Origin of the sequence: Nocardia sp. NPDC101769, assembly GCF_044766925.1 — a bacterium.
Classification (GTDB): domain Bacteria; phylum Actinomycetota; class Actinomycetes; order Mycobacteriales; family Mycobacteriaceae; genus Nocardia.
In genome coordinates, this window is record NZ_JBIWMX010000021.1 from 140,615 (window position 1) to 158,192 (window position 17,578).

At 68.0% G+C, this 17,578-nt stretch carries 20 protein-coding genes; 6 read left to right on the top strand and 14 right to left on the bottom strand.

What is annotated here, in order from left to right; translation table 11 throughout:
* The 7 genes from ACIRRA_RS28985 to ACIRRA_RS29015 form a co-directional block, all read right to left on the bottom strand.
* A complete protein-coding gene (locus ACIRRA_RS28985) occupies positions 1-1,017 on the bottom strand; it encodes an AAA family ATPase (protein ID WP_402774456.1) in 1,017 nt (338 codons plus the stop codon).
* Between the two features lie 10 nt (positions 1,018-1,027).
* Positions 1,028-2,914 (bottom strand): serine protease, encoded by a 1,887-nt coding sequence (locus tag ACIRRA_RS28990; RefSeq protein ID WP_402774459.1) that lies wholly within the window; start codon positions 2,912-2,914, stop codon positions 1,028-1,030.
* A 6-nt stretch (positions 2,915-2,920) separates the two neighbouring features.
* The gene (locus tag ACIRRA_RS28995; RefSeq protein ID WP_402774462.1) at positions 2,921-3,259 is read right to left on the bottom strand and encodes a CU044_2847 family protein; all 339 of its coding nucleotides are present in this window, start codon (positions 3,257-3,259) and stop codon (positions 2,921-2,923) included.
* An 82-nt stretch (positions 3,260-3,341) separates the two neighbouring features.
* Positions 3,342-4,238 carry a phosphatidate cytidylyltransferase gene (locus ACIRRA_RS29000; protein WP_402774543.1) on the bottom strand — a complete coding sequence of 299 codons (897 nt, stop codon included), beginning with the start codon at positions 4,236-4,238 and terminating at the stop codon, positions 3,342-3,344.
* Between the two features lie 90 nt (positions 4,239-4,328).
* Positions 4,329-4,886 carry a ribosome recycling factor gene (gene frr, locus ACIRRA_RS29005; RefSeq protein ID WP_402774465.1) on the bottom strand — a complete coding sequence of 186 codons (558 nt, stop codon included), beginning with the start codon at positions 4,884-4,886 and terminating at the stop codon, positions 4,329-4,331.
* A 36-nt stretch (positions 4,887-4,922) separates the two neighbouring features.
* A complete protein-coding gene (pyrH, locus tag ACIRRA_RS29010; RefSeq protein ID WP_040859803.1) occupies positions 4,923-5,657 on the bottom strand; it encodes a UMP kinase in 735 nt (244 codons plus the stop codon).
* Positions 5,658-5,815: 158 nt separating this feature from the next.
* Entirely contained in the window at positions 5,816-6,688 is an 873-nt protein-coding gene (locus tag ACIRRA_RS29015) for a helix-turn-helix transcriptional regulator (RefSeq protein ID WP_402774469.1), read from the bottom strand.
* Between the two features lie 106 nt (positions 6,689-6,794).
* Here ACIRRA_RS29015 and ACIRRA_RS29020 point away from each other — a divergent pair, with 106 nt between their 5' ends.
* The 3 genes from ACIRRA_RS29020 to ACIRRA_RS29030 all read left to right on the top strand — a co-directional run bounded on the left by ACIRRA_RS29020 (position 6,795) and on the right by ACIRRA_RS29030 (position 8,676).
* A complete protein-coding gene (locus tag ACIRRA_RS29020) occupies positions 6,795-7,679 on the top strand; it encodes an NmrA/HSCARG family protein (protein WP_402774471.1) in 885 nt (294 codons plus the stop codon).
* 10 nt (positions 7,680-7,689) lie between these two features.
* Positions 7,690-8,214 (top strand): cupin domain-containing protein, encoded by a 525-nt coding sequence (locus ACIRRA_RS29025; RefSeq protein WP_356997793.1) that lies wholly within the window; start codon positions 7,690-7,692, stop codon positions 8,212-8,214.
* Between the two features lie 84 nt (positions 8,215-8,298).
* Positions 8,299-8,676, top strand: a complete 378-nt coding sequence (locus ACIRRA_RS29030) for a hypothetical protein (protein WP_402774475.1) — start codon at positions 8,299-8,301, stop codon at positions 8,674-8,676.
* Positions 8,677-8,756: 80 nt separating this feature from the next.
* Here ACIRRA_RS29030 and tsf read toward each other — a convergent pair whose 3' ends face one another.
* Positions 8,757-9,572, bottom strand: a complete 816-nt coding sequence (gene tsf, locus ACIRRA_RS29035) for a translation elongation factor Ts (protein WP_402774478.1) — start codon at positions 9,570-9,572, stop codon at positions 8,757-8,759.
* Between the two features lie 108 nt (positions 9,573-9,680).
* Positions 9,681-10,541: a 30S ribosomal protein S2 gene (rpsB, locus tag ACIRRA_RS29040; RefSeq protein ID WP_402774481.1), complete on the bottom strand. Its 861-nt coding sequence runs from the start codon at positions 10,539-10,541 to the stop codon at positions 9,681-9,683.
* A gap of 257 nt (positions 10,542-10,798) precedes the next feature.
* Here rpsB and ACIRRA_RS29045 point away from each other — a divergent pair, with 257 nt between their 5' ends.
* The 3 genes from ACIRRA_RS29045 to ACIRRA_RS29055 all read left to right on the top strand — a co-directional run bounded on the left by ACIRRA_RS29045 (position 10,799) and on the right by ACIRRA_RS29055 (position 12,615).
* The gene (locus ACIRRA_RS29045) at positions 10,799-11,302 is read left to right on the top strand and encodes a GNAT family N-acetyltransferase (RefSeq protein WP_402774483.1); all 504 of its coding nucleotides are present in this window, start codon (positions 10,799-10,801) and stop codon (positions 11,300-11,302) included.
* Between the two features lie 297 nt (positions 11,303-11,599).
* Positions 11,600-12,097, top strand: coding sequence for a M23 family metallopeptidase (locus ACIRRA_RS29050; protein WP_402774546.1), 498 nt, complete (start codon positions 11,600-11,602; stop codon positions 12,095-12,097).
* Positions 12,098-12,099: 2 nt separating this feature from the next.
* Positions 12,100-12,615 carry a DUF1990 family protein gene (locus ACIRRA_RS29055; RefSeq protein WP_402774486.1) on the top strand — a complete coding sequence of 172 codons (516 nt, stop codon included), beginning with the start codon at positions 12,100-12,102 and terminating at the stop codon, positions 12,613-12,615.
* An 11-nt stretch (positions 12,616-12,626) separates the two neighbouring features.
* Here ACIRRA_RS29055 and ACIRRA_RS29060 read toward each other — a convergent pair whose 3' ends face one another.
* The 5 genes from ACIRRA_RS29060 to dprA form a co-directional block, all read right to left on the bottom strand.
* Positions 12,627-12,989, bottom strand: a complete 363-nt coding sequence (locus ACIRRA_RS29060; RefSeq protein ID WP_402774489.1) for a hypothetical protein — start codon at positions 12,987-12,989, stop codon at positions 12,627-12,629.
* Between the two features lie 241 nt (positions 12,990-13,230).
* The gene (locus tag ACIRRA_RS29065; RefSeq protein WP_402774492.1) at positions 13,231-13,992 is read right to left on the bottom strand and encodes a siderophore-interacting protein; all 762 of its coding nucleotides are present in this window, start codon (positions 13,990-13,992) and stop codon (positions 13,231-13,233) included.
* Between the two features lie 84 nt (positions 13,993-14,076).
* Positions 14,077-14,868, bottom strand: a complete 792-nt coding sequence (locus ACIRRA_RS29070) for an N-formylglutamate amidohydrolase (protein WP_402774494.1) — start codon at positions 14,866-14,868, stop codon at positions 14,077-14,079.
* A gap of 5 nt (positions 14,869-14,873) precedes the next feature.
* The gene (locus ACIRRA_RS29075; RefSeq protein ID WP_402774496.1) at positions 14,874-15,797 is read right to left on the bottom strand and encodes a tyrosine recombinase XerC; all 924 of its coding nucleotides are present in this window, start codon (positions 15,795-15,797) and stop codon (positions 14,874-14,876) included.
* A gap of 374 nt (positions 15,798-16,171) precedes the next feature.
* Positions 16,172-17,326 (bottom strand): DNA-processing protein DprA, encoded by a 1,155-nt coding sequence (gene dprA / locus ACIRRA_RS29080; RefSeq protein ID WP_402774497.1) that lies wholly within the window; start codon positions 17,324-17,326, stop codon positions 16,172-16,174.
* Between the last annotated feature and the right edge of the window lie 252 nt (positions 17,327-17,578).

Consider the following 17,578-nt stretch of genomic DNA (forward strand, 5'->3'; position numbering starts at 1 on the left):
TCAGCCCCCGCTCTCCGTCGGCTGCATCAGACGCTCCGCCAGCCGTTTCCGTCCCTCCTGGTTCAGATCGTCGCCGGCGGCCCGGGTGAGAACATGCAGAGCGATCAAAAGCCGATCGGTCGGTAGTGTTCCCAGATCATCTCGTCGTCTGATGAAAGTCGCGATAATCTCCTCATATTCCCGCACCACCGAGTCTCCCAGATGCGCGGCGACCACGCGCTCCAATTGCGCGCGTTCGGGTTTCGCCAACTGGAGTTGCAGACAGCGGCGCAGGAAGGCGGGCGGGAATTCACGCTCCCCATTGCTCGTCAAGATCACGATCGGGAATGCGTTGCACTGCACGAAACCCTCGGAGATCGAGACTTGTTCCCGGCCCTCGTGGGTGAAAACGTCAACTGTCCCGCGCTGCGCCCGAATTCGGCGCAATTCGTCGATCTGGTACTCGCCGTTCTCGAAGACGTGCAGCAGGTCGTTGGGCAGATCGACATCGGCCTTGTCGATTTCGTCGATCAACAGCACCCGAGGCCGCCGGTACGGCAGCAGTGCGGTGCCCAGCGGTCCGAGCGTGATGTAGTCGGCCAGCTCCACCCGCCCGGAGTCCGGCAGCTGCGCCTCTTCGAAGCGCCGCAGGGCATCGTAGTGGTAGAGCCCCTCGCGCAGCGTGCTGCGGCTGGTGATCGGCCAGGTCAGCACCGGTCCCAGCGCCAGCTCGCGGGCGATGAGATAGGCCAGCGAGGATTTCCCCAAACCCGGTGCGCCCGTGACCAGCAATGGTCTGCGGCACAGCAGCGCGGCGTTGATGACATCCAGATCGTCGGGCCGCAACTGATGCGCGCCGATGTCGCCCGCGCCGAGCTTGCGCCGGATCTGATCGGGCTGATCCGCCCGCTCCCGGGGCGGCGGCACCAGCGGCGCACCGGAGAAGGTGCGCGCGAGCATGGGCGGCGGCACGGCATCCCAGCCGTCCCGCCGCGGCTCCCCCGAACCATGGAACACATGCCAATTGGGTGCTGTCATCCCCACTCCCTCATGCCATCCGCGGACCCGCCAGCGGCGGCCGGCAACGGCTCTCCCCCGGCTTGTCGAACAGGAAAACGATCTTGCGCCAGAACTGATCTCGCTCGACGGAGGGTTGCATCCGATGCTGCTCGCGCCACACCGCGAAGTGCCAGTCCGCCGGCGACTCGCCCTGCAGACGCATGGTCAGCTCCGCCCGGAACATCGCCCCGCCACAGTGCACCCCAGCAGGATGGTCGGGGCAGCGCTCGGTACGCCAGAGCGTCACCGGCAGGGCATTGCTGCGGGATGCCTCCAGCGCGTGCACTGTGGGTGGTTCGGTGATCGCCAGACTGTCGTGCGGCCCCGGATCATCGGAGTCGTAGACGAAAAGTTCCTGCAATGAACCCAGCTCCTGGGCACGAGGATCGGAGCAGCATATCCATACCAATCCGCCGGATGACTGCCGCAGCAGTCGCCGATAACGCTCCTCGACCTCGACGATCTTCTCGTCGTCCTTCTCCCAGGTACAACTCCGACGCAATCGCATCACGTATTTGCTGAACGGGCGCGCATCCGCCGGTCGCTTCCATTCGTACAGCGGTTCCTCGGTCAAGAAATCATCGGGCAGCGCGACAACGATTTCGACCGACTCGGTCGCTGCCCGTGTTTTACTCAACTGGCGATCGAGCGCCGCTTTCAAATCCTGCTTGACCGTAGCGTATTCGCCGGCATTCTCGCACTTTTCATCCTCGACCTGGAGTATTTCCTGGTCGTCGAATCTCCGGTGCACCTCATAGCGGAACGACGGGGGCCGCCCCTCGATTTTCGGCCCTTGGGCCGGCTGAATCACCCCGAAAAGGGTCGTGCGCACCGCGGTGTCCGGCAGCTGCGCCAGCAGGAATTGCTCGAGCTCGTCGAGCACGGGCTTTGCGAGCATCCGCGCTTTGATGCGCCGCAGTTCTTCGGCAACCGTCCTGTCGAGCTCGGGCAGGAAATGGGGAACCACGATGCAGAAACGCGCCAGGGCCTCGTTCGGCCGCGGGAACTCGGTTCCCAGGAACTCGACCAAGTCGCGAAGCGTCGCATAGCGCTTCGCGTCGCGCGGCCTGACAAAGTCGCGGAAAAGCTGATTGACCAGCTCTTCCGGGGCGAGTCGACCGGCACCGGGTGGGATCTGGGCGAGCAGACCGTGCAGGTCGATCATCCTGCGCCGCACGGCGCCGGAACCACCGGACAACCAGTCCGTCCACAGCTGGTGGTCGCGGTGATACATGTCGTGTGCGGTGACGATCTTCTGATAGAGCTCGGGCGAGCACAGCCGGCGCAGGCCATCCAGCAGCAGCACCACCGCGCCCCCCTGGGGTGCGGTGAAACTCTCGCTCCCCTTGACCAATCCGAAGACGCAGCCCTGCCGCATCGACCACACCGGCCCGCCCGACATGCCCTGGATCACCGCACGATCCCCATCAATGGTGCAGAACTTCGGTGGATGCGGTTCCCGCACAACACAATCGCGGTAATTCTCCACGAAGTCGGCGACATAGCCCGGGTTGTAGGCGCAGATGAGCAGCTTGTCGCCGGGCTCGGGCACCGGTTCGCCCATCAATACACAGGGGACCGCTTCCACCAGCTCGGGTTCGACGATGCGGAGCACGGCATGATCGTCGAAGTCCCAGCGATTGCTGTCCGGCGGAGCCGGGTCGGCGACCTCGACTTCGGCCTCGCTTGTTCCGTCCTCGAAGCGGAGCTCTACTCGCGCACCTACGGTTCGGATTACGTGCGCAGCGGTGACCGCGTAGCCGGGAGCCACCCGGAACGCCGTGCCGAGCGACTTCCCATCCGGCCGCGCCGGAATCGGAATCACCTCGGCGGTGGCGCTTTTCAGCAGCTTGGCTATCTCATCATGCGCCGGCACCCGGCCTCACCCCGCCGCCTGGTCCCCCGCATCGCGCGCATCCAGATCCCAGTCGAGCTTGATCTTCACCGACGCCTTCGCCCCACCCGAGGCCAGCACGGCCATCACACCGCGGGAGTCGAATGACAGCTCGAGTCCGAATTCGACCGAGACCTTGTCGGCCCGCAGACCGGACACGCTCTGGTGCACCGAGGCGGCAACCCCCTTGACGGTGTCACCGAACTTCTCGATTTTGAAGTAGTCGCCGAGGCCGGCGTCACCACCGGCCTGCTCGCCCGCATCGGGGGTGACCCGGGCATTGATGATCGTGCCGTCGGGCAGCTCGATCTGCTTGATGTCACCCATGGTCGCCCCCTGTCACCGCTGCCGCGTCAGCGCCCCTGCATTGAACCACCGAAACATTCTGAGCGGCAACCGTTTCGACGCGTCAGAGCAGCGCGGTGAGCACCAGCCAGGCCACGAAGGCCGACGGCAGCATGGAATCCAGACGATCCATGATCCCGCCGTGGCCGGGCAGCAGCGTGCCCATGTCCTTGATCCCGAGCTCCCGCTTGACCTGCGATTCGATCAGGTCGCCACTGGTCGCCACCAGCACCAGGCCCACCCCGAGCAGCACGCCGATCATCGAGTTCGCCTGCAGCAACAGCGTCACTGTCAGCAGGCCGCCGATCACGCAGAACACCAGCGATCCGCCGAAGCCCTCCCAGGACTTCTTCGGGCTGATGTGCGGCACCATCGGGTGCTTGCCGAACAGCACACCGGCCACATAGCCGCCCACATCCGAGCAGACCACCAGGATCATGAAGGTGAGCACCCGCAGGTTGCCCTTGTCCTCCTGCAGCATCAGCACCGCGAAGGCCGCCAGCAGCGAAATCCAGGCCAGCACGAACACCGCGATCGCGGTGTCGCGCAGGTAGTTTCGCGGCGTGGCCCGCAGGCCGTGGTCGAACAGCCGCCACACCATGATCGTCAGTGTGGTCGCGCCGAAGGCGCCGAGCACACCCTGCGGCCCGGACGGCCAGGCCAGCCACACCACCGCCTGCCCGCCGACCAGCAGCGGAATCCGCGGCACCAGCACATCGGCCTCGCGCAGCCGCTTGGCCACCTCCCAGGTGGCCACCGCGACCGCCACCGCGATCACGCCGATCAGCACCTTGGGCGCCCACAGCAGAATCGCGATGAGGGACAACCCCAGCCCGAATCCGACCGCCAGCGCCGCCGGCAGGTTGCGGCCCGCCTTCGACGCGGGCGGCTTCCCCTCGTCACTTCCCGGCCCTGCCGACCCCGCTCCCGCCGCCGGCGGTGTGCTGGCGTCCTCCGGCATCTCGCCGGTGGCGGCAGTCTCTTCGGCCACGATTGTCCCGTCGCTCACTTGTCGTCCGTTCGTCCCTGCCCCCGGCCGGCGTCGGCCGTCCTAGACCTCGAGCAGCTCAGCTTCCTTGTGCTTCACCAGTTCGTCGACGTGTGCGACGTACTTCTGCGTGGTCTTGTCGAGTTCCTTCTCGGCGCGGCCGACCTCGTCCTCGCCGGCCTCACCGTCCTTCTGGATGCGGCCGAGCTCGTCCATCGCCTTGCGGCGGACGTTGCGGATCGAGATCTTGGCGTCCTCGCCCTTGGACTTGGCCTGCTTCACCATTTCCCGGCGGCGCTCCTCGGTGAGCTGCGGGACGTTGACGCGAATGATGTCACCATTGTTGGTCGGGTTCACCCCGAGGTCCGAGTTGCGGATCGCGGTCTCGATCGGCTGCAACTGCGCCTGCTCGTAGGGCTTGATGACGAGCATGCGCGGCTCGGGCACCGTGATGGAGGCCATCTGGGTGATCGGCGTCGGCGAACCGTAGTAGTCGACCACCACTCGCGAGAACATGCCGGGATTCGCGCGCCCGGTCCGAATGGAGCCCAGATCGTCCTTCACCACCGAGACGGCCTTCTCCATCTTTTCCTCGGCGTCGAAGAGCGCTTCTTCAATCACGGCGATTCCTCCACTGCGTCATCGTTCTTGTCTCGGTCATGACCGGACCAGCGTGCCGATCTTCTCACCGGCGACCGCGCGGGCGATATTTCCCTTGGTCAACAGATTGAACACCAGCATGGGCATCTGGTTGTCCATACACAGGCTGAAAGCGGTGGCATCGGCGACCTTCAGGCCGCGCTCCAACGCCTCCTTGTGGGTGATCTCGGTGAACATGGTGGCGTCGGGGTCCTCCCGCGGATCCGCGGTGAAGACGCCGTCCACGGCCTTGGCCATCAGGACCACCTCGGCACCGATCTCCAGTGCGCGCTGGGCGGCGGTGGTGTCGGTGGAGAAGTAGGGCATGCCCATGCCCGCGCCGAAGATCACGACGCGGCCCTTCTCCAGGTGCCGCTTGGCGCGCAGCGGCAGGTACGGCTCGGCGACCTGGCCCATCGTGATGGCGGTCTGCACCCGGGTGTCGATGCCCTGCTTCTGCAGGAAGTCCTGCAGCGCAAGGGAATTCATGACGGTACCGAGCATGCCCATGTAGTCCGAGCGGGCCCGCTCCATGCCGCGTTCCTCGAGCTCGGCGCCGCGGAAGAAGTTGCCGCCGCCGATGACGACCGCCACCTGGACACCGGTCTCGACGACCTCGGCGATCTGCTCCGCGACCGCCTGCACCACATCGGGATCGAGACCCACCCGACCGCCGCCGAACATCTCGCCACCGAGCTTGAGGAGCACTCGGCGGTAGCCCTTGCGATCGGGGGCGGTATCCGGGTCCGTCATCGGTCTCCTTGTCTCGGCGGTCGAGCGTGCGCACGCACATGAAAAGACCATCCCGGACGATGAATTGCACGGGACGGCAACAAAGCTCTATCTATCCTGCCTCACGACCGGTGGCGAGGGTGACCCGACCCTCGATACGGCCTACCGATTCGTGACATTTACCCGATTTGCCCGGCCGCCAGGACCGCGGCGATTCGCTCGACGGCGACCGGCGTGGCGGGGGCCTGCACCACCATCAGCAGGTTCGGGTACTCGACCGGGCGCAATTGGAATACTTCGAGTTCGATCGGCCCGGCCCGCGGATGACGCACGGTAATGGTGGCGGGCCGGAATCGGCGCACCGGATACTCCGACCACCAGCGACGGAAGTCCGGGCTGACAACGGACAATTCCGACACAAGGGCGGCCAGGCGGGGATCGTCGGGGCGGCGGCCCACGGCATCGCGCACCTGACTGACCACCGCGCGCGCCGCACGCTCCCAATGGGCCATGCGCCTGCGATTCGCGTTCTCGGTGAACATCATCCAGAGCAGATTGCGCCGTTCCGGCGGCAGGGCGAGGGGGTCGTCACGGACCAGCACATAGGCCCGATTCCAGACCAGATATTCGAATCCGGGGTCGTACACGCTGGCCGGACTGGGCATGACGGCGTCCACCAGGCGCTGCAGCCGAGACCGGTCGGCCTCGGGCTCGGCGTCCTCCGGCTCCGCGAGACCGGCCAGAAATCGCAGGTGGCGATGCTGATCGGGATCCAGCCGGAGGGTGCGGGCCAGGGCGTCGATGACCTGCCGGCTGGCCGCCACCTCGCGCCCCTGCTCCAGCCACGTGTACCAGGTCACCCCCACCCCCGACAGCTCGGCGACCTCCTCCCGCCGCAATCCGGGCGTGCGCCGCCGCGCGGGATCGCCGTACGGCACCAGGCCCACGTCCCCCGGCTGCAACCGGGCCCGCTGCGCCCGCAGGAACTCGCCCAGCTGCACATGCCGGGCGGAGACGTGATGCGAGCCGGAAGTGCCGTCGCCGCTTACCATTCGGCCGTCCCCCTGTACACAGACCTGCCTAGCATTATCGCCACCAGGACAGGCCCGCGCGCGGCTTCCTACCGTCGAATCGAGATCGGCGCGACGGGAGCTGGAGATGAGCGCAGACAACAGACCGGTACTGGTCATCGGAGCAACCGGGCGGCAAGGCAGCGCCACCGCCACCGCACTGCTGGAGCGGGGCCGGCCTGTCCGCGCCTTCGTCCGGAATCCGGACGCACCGCAGGCCCGCCGGCTGCGGGACGCGGGGGCCGAGCTCGCCGTCGGCGACCTGGACGACGAGGAATCGCTGCGGACGGCCATGGACGGCGCACACGGCGTCTTCCTCATGCTGACCATGATGGACGGCGTCCACATCAGCCTGGCCGCCGTCGCCGACGAGGAGCGACGCGGGAAAGCGGTGGCCGACCTGGCCGCCAAAGCCGGTGTCGCGCACCTGGTCTACAGCTCGCTGCACGGGGTCGGAGCGGGCTCCGGCATCGAGTACTACGACGCCAAGGAGCACATCGAGGATCACATCCGCGCCCTCGGACTGCCCACGACCGTGCTGCGGCCGGTGTCGTTCATGGACAATTTCGCCACCTACAACCGGCCGTCCCGCGACGGAGACCACCTGGTCCTCGCCCTGCCGGTGCCGCCGGGCCTGCCCATGCCGCTCATCGCCATCCGCGATATCGGCCGCTTCGCCGCCCTGGCCTTCGACAGCCCCGCCGAGTTCCTGGGCCGCACCCTGGACCTCGCCGGCGACATCCCGACGCCCACGCAGATCGCCGAAACCCTCGCGCGCGCAGTCGGATTGGTCCCGCGGACCGTCCAGGTCCCCGTCGAGCAGATCCGCGCCTTCGACGAGCAGGTGGGAAAGATGTTCGCCTTCTTCAACTCCCGCCCCGCCCCGGCCATCGACGTGCCCGCCCTGCGCGCGGCCCTCCCCGACCTGATGACCCTCGACGCCTGGCTGACCGCCACCGACTGGACCCTCTGAGGAGCACACCATGACCGACGGACTGCTGGCCGCCGACGGCCTGCTGCTGCCACCCGGCGCGGGCGAGCAGGTGCAGCCCACCATGACCCTCAAGGTCGGGGCCGACCACTCCGATGCCTGGTCCGCCTTCGAGGCCGAGGTCCCGCCCGGTTTCGATGTCGGCGCCCACTGGCACGGGCACGCCGAGGAGATCTTCTACATCGTCGACGGCGAACTCGACCTGCTGGCTTTTCACCCGGAAGCCGAGGCCGTGGGCGACTGGCTCACCTGGCAGGCCGCCGACGGCACACCCGTCTACCGCGGCGGCCCGGGCAGCTTCATGTACGTGCCCGCGGGCTGCCCCCACGCCTTCCACAATCCCGGAACCACCACCGCCAGAATGCTTTTCATGGTCACCCCGGCCGGGCACGAGAAGTACCTCGCCGAGCTGAGCGACCTGCTCCTGTCCGGTTCGGCAACCACGGAGGCTATCTCCGAGCTACGCCTGAAGCACGACATCCACCAGCTGACGGCACTGCAGAACCGACCCACCTGACACCCGGTCCCGGGAAGCATTGCCCAGAAAACAGGGGGCGCTCAATCCCGTTTAAAGCAAATCTGTTTCACATATCTTCAGCATGTGAACACCAAGAACCGCACGGTCCGGACCGGACTGGCAGCCCTGGCCCTCGCAACGGCCTTCGCCGCCACCGCGGGACCCGCCGCGGTCGACGTTCCCCTCACCCCAGCCACCCCCGACCCGATCAGCCTCGGCGACGGGACCGGCGCAACCCCGACGCCATTCGCAGCGATATTCGGTTCCGCCAATGCCGAGAGCGCGTGGGCGGAGGCGAATCACCTGCCCGACTTCAGCCAACTCCTCGTAGCCCTGGCCAACACCACCGGAAGCGGACAGCACCCGCTACCGATCCCCTCCGGCTCGTTCCTCCCAGGATCCTCGGCCGCACCCCCGTGTGGAGAGGGCGGCGTCAGCTGCACCCCCAACGGTCCCCACTAGCAGTGGAACCGTGCAACGGAAAAGGCCCTTCGCTCATCGGGATCCGATGGGCGAAGGGCCTTTTCGTAGCTGTCAGGCGATTACGCCTGACCGACCTCGAAGCGGGCGAAGCGGGTCACGGTGACACCGGCCTCCTCCAGCTGCTGCTTGACGGTCTTCTTGGAGTCGGTGACCGACGGCTGATCCAGCAGGACGACGTCCTTGTAGAAGCCGTTGACGCGGCCCTCGACGATCTTCGGCAGCGCGGCCTCCGGCTTGCCCTCTTCGCGAGCGGTGGCCTCGGCGATCTCGCGCTCCTTGGCGACGAGCTCGGCCGGGACGTCCTCACGGGTCAGGTACTTGGCCTTGAGGGCCGCAACCTGCATGCCGGCGGCGCGAGCGGCGTCGGCATCGGTGCCGGTGTACTCGACCAGCACGCCGACGGCGGGCGGCAGGTCGGTGGCACGCTTGTGCAGGTAGACGGTGGTCTGGCCGTCGAACGTGGCGACGCGGCGCAGCTCGAGCTTCTCGCCGATCTTGGCGGCCAGCTCCTGCAGCACCTGGTCGGCGGTCTTGCCGTCGACCTCGACCGCCTTGAGGGCGTCCAGGTCGGCCGGGCGGGCCTTGGCGGCCGCGGCCACGATGGCGGCAGCGACGTCCTGGAACTCCTGGTTCTTGGCCACGAAGTCGGTCTCGGAGTTGATCTCGACGAGCACGCCTTCCTGCGCGGCGACCAGGCCCTCGGCGGTGGCGCGCTCGGCGCGCTTGCCGACGTCCTTGGCACCCTTGATGCGCAGGAACTCGACGGCCTTGTCGAAGTCGCCGCCGTTCTCCTCGAGCGCCTTCTTGCAGTCCATCATGCCGGAGCCGGTGAGCTCGCGGAGCCGCTTCACATCGGCGGCGGTGTAGTTCGCCATCTCGGGCGAGCCTCCCTTTGTGAGTGAAAGTCTGTGGTGGTCACACCTTGCCGACCGTCATGGAACATGAGCGGTCGGCAAGGTGAACAGATGCCTCGCGGCTGGAAATCAGAAGTCGGCCGGGGTCTTGGTGGCCGGGTCTTCCTTCAGCTCGGCCTCGGCCGCGGTCTCCGGCTCGGCGGCCGGGGTGGCCGGGGTGGCCTGAGCCAGCAGCTCCTGCTCCCACTCGGCGAGCGGCTCGCCGGCGCCGGCCTCGGGCTTCGCATCGCCGGTGGCACGCGCGGCACGAGCCTGCACGCCCTCGGCGACAGCGGAGGCGACAACCTTGGTCAGCAGCGCGGCCGAACGGATCGCGTCGTCGTTACCCGGGATCGGGTAGTCGACCAGGTCGGGGTCGCAGTTGGTGTCCAGGATCGCGATGACCGGGATGTTCAGCTTGCGAGCCTCACCGACGGCGATGTGCTCCTTGTTGGTGTCGACAACCCAGATGGCCGAGGGAACCTTGGCCATGTCCCGGATGCCGCCCAGGGTGCGCTCCAGCTTGTTCTTCTCACGCGTCAGCATGAGGATTTCCTTCTTGGTGCGACCCTCGAAACCGCCGGTCTGCTCCATCGACTCCAGCTCCTTCAGGCGCTGCAGCCGCTTGTGGACGGTCGAGAAGTTGGTGAGCATGCCGCCCAGCCAGCGCTGGTTCACGTAGGGCATGCCGACGCGGGTCGCCTCGGAGGCGATCGACTCCTGGGCCTGCTTCTTGGTGCCGACGAAGAGAACGGTGCCGCCGTGGGCAACGGTCTCCTTGACGAACTCGTAGGCCTTGTCGATGTAGGTCAGCGTCTGCTGCAGGTCGATGATGTAGATGCCGTTGCGGTCGGTGAAGATGAACCGCTTCATCTTCGGGTTCCACCGGCGGGTCTGGTGACCGAAGTGCGCGCCGCTATCGAGCAGCTGCTTCATTGTTACGACAGCCATGGCTCCGTAACTTCCTCTCGTTGCTGGTTGACACAGGAATCGGCGATCCCTGCCCTGGCGCTCACGGCCACCGGAACCCTCCGAAAACGAATCAGGGGGACCAGCCGGCGACACTCACTGTGGGCGCGCGAAGTCGGTCTGCGTTAACGCAAACCGCTGGATCAGTTTACGCAGCGGAGGCGTCAGACCGAAATCGGGCCCAGGGGGTGTGCGTTACCCAGGTGCGCAATCGCAGGTCAGCGGCCTACGGTGGGATAATGCTCCGAACCGGACGACTGGCGCTCACACCGGTGTGCGCGAGCGATCGCGACGAACTCGTGGCGCTGTGGCACGACCCGCTCGTCCGCGAATTCCTGTTCGACGGCGAAATGCTCTCCCCCGGTGAGATCACGCAGATCATCACGAATTCCGAAAAGAGTTTCGCCACCGCGAATTTCGGGCTCTGGGCAATCCGCGAAAGGAGCGGCGGGCCACTGCTCGGCACCGCCGGATTGCGCGAGCTCGACGGCGGCCCCGACCTGGAGATCGTGTACAGCCTGACCCCGGCCCGCTGGGGCGGCGGCCTGGCAGGCGAGGCCGCAGCCGTGGTCCTGGACTACGCCTTCGACACGCTCGGGCTGGATCGAGTCCTCGCCGAAATCGACGAGGGCAACACCGCATCACGAGCCGTCGTCGAGCGACTGGGAATGCGTCCTTTCGGAACCGTTCCCGGCGTACTCGGCCCGATGATCCACTACGCCCTGACGCGACCGCGCAACTGACATTCACGCTGTCCACAACCGGTCGTGTCATCCACACTCGCCGCGCGCCCTCTCGCGCACCGCCCCCACCACGGCGCAGTCTGATTCCATGCCCCCACCCCACACGATCCACCGCCTCCCACCCGGCACACCGGTGTCTCGGCCGTGCTGTCCATGACGGCTTCGAATGCCGCCGGCGTTTCCTCCGGACTGCACACCAGATCTCGGCTCGCATCGCGTGCGCATGGTCAGCGCGGCACGGTCGTCCGGGTTGTGGCCGGAGCGTGCGCGACGAGCCTGATCGGGCTGTGTACCGCCATGCCTGCCGCCGGCGGTGCACCAGCGCCCGGCGGCGATTTCGACTGGCCACTGCGGCCGCGGCCAGGGGTGGTACGCGCCTTCGACAAGCCCGAACACGACTGGTTACCGGGGCATCGCGGGGTGGATCTGGCGGGTGACCGGGGTCAGGTGGTGCTCGCGGCCGGGGACGGGATCGTCGTCTTCGCGGGAATCGTGGCCGACAAACCGGTTGTCTCCATCGACCATCCGGGCGGACTCCGGACGACCTACGAGCCGGTCACCGCGGCAATTCCCGTGGGCCGCAGGCTGACTCGCGGCACACCGATCGGGCTGCTGGAGGCCGGGCACCCAACCTGCTCTCCATGCCTGCACTGGGGTGCGCGGCGGGACGGCGAATACCTCGATCCGCTCGGGCTGCTCCACCGCACTCCGATCCGGCTGAAGCCCCTCACCGGCGACATCGCAGCCCGTCGTAGCCGCATGGACGTCCATTTCGAAACCGAGCGAGGATGGTGACCATGTCGCAGCAGCCCGCTTCCACGCCCTTCACGTACTCCGATGTCGGCGCGACCGCGGGTGAATATCCGCCGGGCTACGACCATTTCCGGCTACGCAGGCACATCGGTTCGGGCCGAGCGCTGTTCGAGCAGGCGGCGGAACACATTCTCGGGTACGGGATGCAGCGCGGTACCGGGATCTTCCAGGATGCGACCACGCCGGTCGCCGAGCCGGGGACCGAACTGACGGTGCGGCTCGGGCTGGGGCCGATCGGGGTGAGTGCGCCGTGTCGGGTCGTCTACGTGCTCGACGAGCCGGATCGGCGCGGGTTCGCCTATGGGACGCTGCCCGGCCATCCCGAGAGCGGTGAGGAGTTGTTCTGCGTCGAATACGACCCCGCCGATGACTCGGTCCACGGGGTCATTGCCGCGTTCTCGAAGCCGGGCGCCTGGTACACCCGGCTCGGCGGACCGATCGTGCGGGTCATTCAGCGCTGGTTCGCACACCGATACATCGGAACCATCCGGCCGCGCTGAGGCGCGCGGCCTCAGTCATCCGCGAGGTGAGCGGAGAGGGCGGCGGCCTCGGCGCGGAGCGAGGCGGCACGGTCGGCTCCGCCGGAGAGCGCGTCGTATTCCTGTGCGGCAGTGAGGCGGTCGTCGATCTCGGCGCGCACGATGCCGGCGATATCGGATTCGGTGAGGTCGCGGCGGGCACGTTCGGCCGCGCCGAGCCCCACGGCACTGGATTCGATGGCGCCGGCACGAACATCGGAACCGTCCACGGCTTCGGCATTGTCGATGGCGCCCAGGGCCGAGCGAAGCGCCGCGGTGGCATTGCGATCGCGGGCCTTCATCGCGGTGGGAAGCGCAGCGCGCAGGCGTTCACGCAGGGAGAATGGGGTCGTCATGATCATCGACGCTACCCGCTCGGGTTTCGGGAATGGGGTTGGCGTAGTGGGGTGCTCGGGCAGCGCCAGATCGTCCGCCCCAACGGATTCGAGCTGATCGACGAGAGATTCGCCGGATCCCTCCCTCAGCAAGCCGCGCGGTGTTGTCCATGTGCTGAGGGGACGCTCGGGATCGGCCCGCTGCCGCTGCAGATCTATGCGGCGGCCGCGGGCAGCACCCCGTCCGGGCGGAGTGGACCGGCTAAATGCCTGCGGGCGTGGCCTTTTCGCGTTCGGCGAGCTCGGACTTCCAGCGGCGGAAGCCCTCTTCGGTGCGGCCGCGTCGCCAGTAACCGGAGATGGATGCCCATTCGGCGGGGACGCCGCGGTCCTTGCGGAGGTAGGGGCGGAGGTCGTGCATGACGGCCTGTGCTTCACCGTGGATGAAGACCTGCGCCTGGCCGTCACGCCAGGGGGCGGAGTGGACGGCGGCGGCGAGGCGCACCCCCGGGTCGTCCTCGCCGCGGTGAATCCAGGTCAGCTCCACGCCGTCCGGGTGCGCGAAGGCGAGCTCATCGCCGGGACCCGCGACCTCCACGAATACTTGTCCGACCGCATCGGCGGGCAGCGACTCGCAGGCCGCGGCAATGGCGGGGAGCGCGGATTCGTCGCCGGCCAGCAGATGCCAGTCGGCGTCGGAACGCGGGGCGTAGGCGCCGCCCGGGCCCATCAGGTCGATGGTGTCGCCCGGCTGGGCCGCGGCGGCCCACGGTCCGGCCACACCCTCGTCACCGTGGTAGACGAAGTCGATGGCGAGCTCCTGCGCCGCGCGATCCACCTGGCGCACGGTGTAGGTGCGCACGGTGTCGCCGTCGGCACCGGGGAAGACCAGTTTGACGTAGGCGTCGGTGCGGTCGTTGGGCTGGAAGGACGCGAAGCCGGGGCCACCCAGCCGGACCCGGATCAGGTGATCGGTCAGCCGGATCGTGTTCTGGACCACCAGCGTGATACGTGTGCGTGCCAAAGGACACCTCCATAATTAGGATTACCTAAGTGACGCTAGCACGAATTCCGATAGGTCGTCGATAGTATTTCGATAAGCAGTCGGTCATTGGATATCGGCAATGAGCGCGGCCAGGGCGGCGGCCAGGCGATCGATTCCGGAGCCGGGCGGGCCGCCGGGTTCGGTCAGGTACAGGTCGCGGCGGATCTCCACCATCAGGGCGGTGACGCGAGGTTCGCTGCCGTAGAAGTCCAGCGGCACATAGGTTCCCGCGAACGGGCTGTTGACGCCGACGCCACCGAAGTCAACGAAGGCTCCAGCAGCACGGGTGAGCAGTTCGGGCGGCGTATGGAAGGCGTTCGCGCCCAGGCAGATCGGCGGGCGTGGTGCGTCACCGTGCAGCTCATAGGGCAGGGGCTCAGCCGGGTAGGAGTGGACGTCGATGATCACCGCGCGGCCGGTCGCCGACAGGCGATCGGCGACCAGATCCGTCATGGCCTGCGCGTAGGGGTGGAAGTAGCGGTCCAGCAACGGCGTGGGATCGAAATCGGCCGCCCGCAACAGCATCCGGTCCGTGGTGGCGGCGTACACCGCGCCCATGCCGACGGCGAGCATCTCCTCCCGCTCGTCCGGAAAGCGCTCCGGGTCGACGACCAGCCGGGACAGCCGGTTCACGAATTGCCATGGCCGGGTGGGCGACAGGCGTGCGGCCGCGTCGGCCAGCCGCGCGGTATGGGCGTCGGTGATGGCGTCGAGCTCACGATCGAGAGCCCGGTCATCGAGCAGCAGCTCCACGCGGACAGCGGCGGGAATCGTGCGCGCGGAGTGCGGAACATGCAGCACCACAGGCGAATCGGCGGCGCCGGGCAGCAGTTCGGCCGAGTCGGGGATTCGCATGACGGTCAGGCGCGCGGGTGGGCTTGGTCGTGCACCTTTTTCAGCCTCTCGATCGACACGTGCGTGTACAGCTGTGTGGTGGCCATGCTGGCGTGGCCCAGGATCTCCTGCACCACACGCAGATCGGCCCCGCCCTCGAGCAGATGGGTGGCAGCGGTGTGACGGAAACCGTGCGGGCCCATATCGGGTGCGCCCGGAATGGCGGAAACCACCTCGTGCACAACCGTTCTGGCCTGCCGCTGATCGATCCGGCGCCCCCGGCGGCCCAGTAGCAGCGCGCGCCCCGACTCCGGGGTGGCGAAGGCGGCCCGCCCGAACCGCAGCCAGCCGTCCAGAGCCTGCTCGGCGGGCGCGCCGAACGGCACCGCCCGCTCCTTGTTCCCCTTGCCCAGCACGCGCACCAGCCGCCGTTCCCGATCCACGTCCTCGATGTCGAGCCCGCACAGCTCGCCCACCCGGATCCCGGTCGCGTACAGCATCTCGACAATCAGCCGATCCCGCAAGGCCATCGGATCATGCTGCGCCGCACCCGATTCCGCCGCCGCCATGGCCGCCTGCGCCTGCTCGCGGCCCAGCACCGACGGCAGCACCCGGTGTGCCCGCGCCGACCCCAGCCGCGGCCCCGGATCCACCGCCAGCCGCCCCGTGTGCGTCAGCCAGGCCGTGAACGTCCGAGCCGACGAGGCCCGCCGCGCCATGGTGGTCCGCGCCGCTCCCCCTGTCGCCTGCGCCGCTAGCCACGACCGCAGCAACGCCAGATCCACCTCCCCCACACCGGAATCCACCGCCCGCCCCAGCAAATGCTCGAGCAACCCGCGCGCATCGCCGACATACGCCCGCGCCGTATGCTCCGACCGATTCCGCCCCAACCGCAAGTGCCGCCCATACTCGGCCAGCAATGCCTCCAAATCCTCGGGCAGCCCACTCATCCCCCCACGCTGACCCGAATCCCGCCACATATCAAGCACCCTCGCCGCCGCGCCCATCACACGGCCCGGCCACCAGTGGTTGTCCATGTCCGGCACCGCATTCATATGGGGGAGCTACGCGCAGGTCATCGGGGCGGATCGACAGATGGGGCGAATCGTTTGTCGTGTGGATCATCCGAGCTGGAGACCGAGCACGATGCTGATGGCGGTGCACACGGGTCGGCTGAGACAGCCGACCCGACCGGGCCCGGCACGGCGCGGAGACTGCTCGGCGGCAGAGCGCCAATACGCAGGCCACGGTTGTTTCCGGGCCGGCTCGAGCCTCCATCCCGGCCTGGACTTTCGCCGCGGTCCTGAGAGAGCGAGCCGGTCGGTCAGCGATGTCGGTCGTGGGCGGCGACTATGGCGGCGGTGGCCGAGGTTCCGTGGGTGGTGCGGTACCAGCCGTTTCCGTCGCAGGCGACCAGGCCGGCGATCTCCAAGGCGGACAAGGTTGCACGGACTGCGGGCAGTGGGAGGCCGGTGTCGGCGGCCAACCCACGAGGCAGGCGGGAACCGGTGTTGGGAAGGGCGGCGAAGACCACGGCCTCGTGGCCGGAGAGGTTGTCCTCCGGGCTGGGTGGGACCGTGCCCGGGAGGGACAGGCGCAGAGGCCCGGCTTCATCGAGGACGTCCTCGGCGCGGGTGACGATGAAGGCTTCGCCCTCGCGGATCATGCGGTGGCAGCCGACCGAAGCCGCCGAGGTGACCGGGCCGGGCACGGCCATCGCGGGTCGGCCCAGCCGGCGGCACCATTTCACCGTATTGCGCGCCCCGCTGCGCATCCCGGCCTCCACCACCACGACGCCGTCCGCGAAGGCGGCTATAAGCCGATTGCGGGCCAGAAAATGGTGTTTGCGCGCGGAGGTGCCGGGCGGGTACTCGGTGACCACCAGACCCGTATCGACGATCTCGGCCAGCAACTGATCGTGCTGAACGGGATACGGTCGATCCGGACCGCAGGCGAGCACGGCGATCGTCATACCGCCGACGGCCAGCGCGGCCCGGTGTGCCATCCCGTCGATCCCGAATGCCGCCCCGGACACGATCGTCCACCCGCGCGCCGCGAGCTCACCGGCAATCTCGCCGGTCGCATGATTCCCGTACCCGGTGCTGCACCGCGCCCCCACCACCGCGATCGCCCGCTCGGTGGTCTCCAGCAGCGACCGCGGCCCGCGCACCCACAACACCAGCGGCACAGCCGCATCCGCATCCTGTGCCGGATCCAACTGCCCCAGCCCGAGCATCCGCCAGGCCGGCCACTCCGCATCATCCGGCGTCACCACCCGCCCACCCAACCGCTCGATATACGCCACATCCCTTTCCGCCCGGTCGATCCCCCGCCGCAACTCGGTAGGCCCCCGCAACACCTCGGGCAATGCGCACTCCCGCACCGCGCGCGCCGCCTCCACCACCCCCACCGACCCGATCAACGCCGACAACGCCGCGCAGGGTCCTTCCACCACCCGCGACAAATACACCCAAGCCAACCGCCGCTCCTCCGCATCCCCGCCCGCGACTGCCCCGCCGACAGCGCCTTTCGCGCCGTGCTTCGCCCCCGTCCACCCGGAGCCCCGGCCGAATTCGCCGACGTAACCGGGTGCGCGTGACCCGGAATCGGTTATACCGAGGGAACCAGGCTGCCCGAGTCCGGTGTCGGTCACACCGGCAGCACTTCGAGAGGCCGGCGCAGCCGACGCTCCCGCCGCCACATCCCCTGAAGCCGACATGGATTCGTGGCG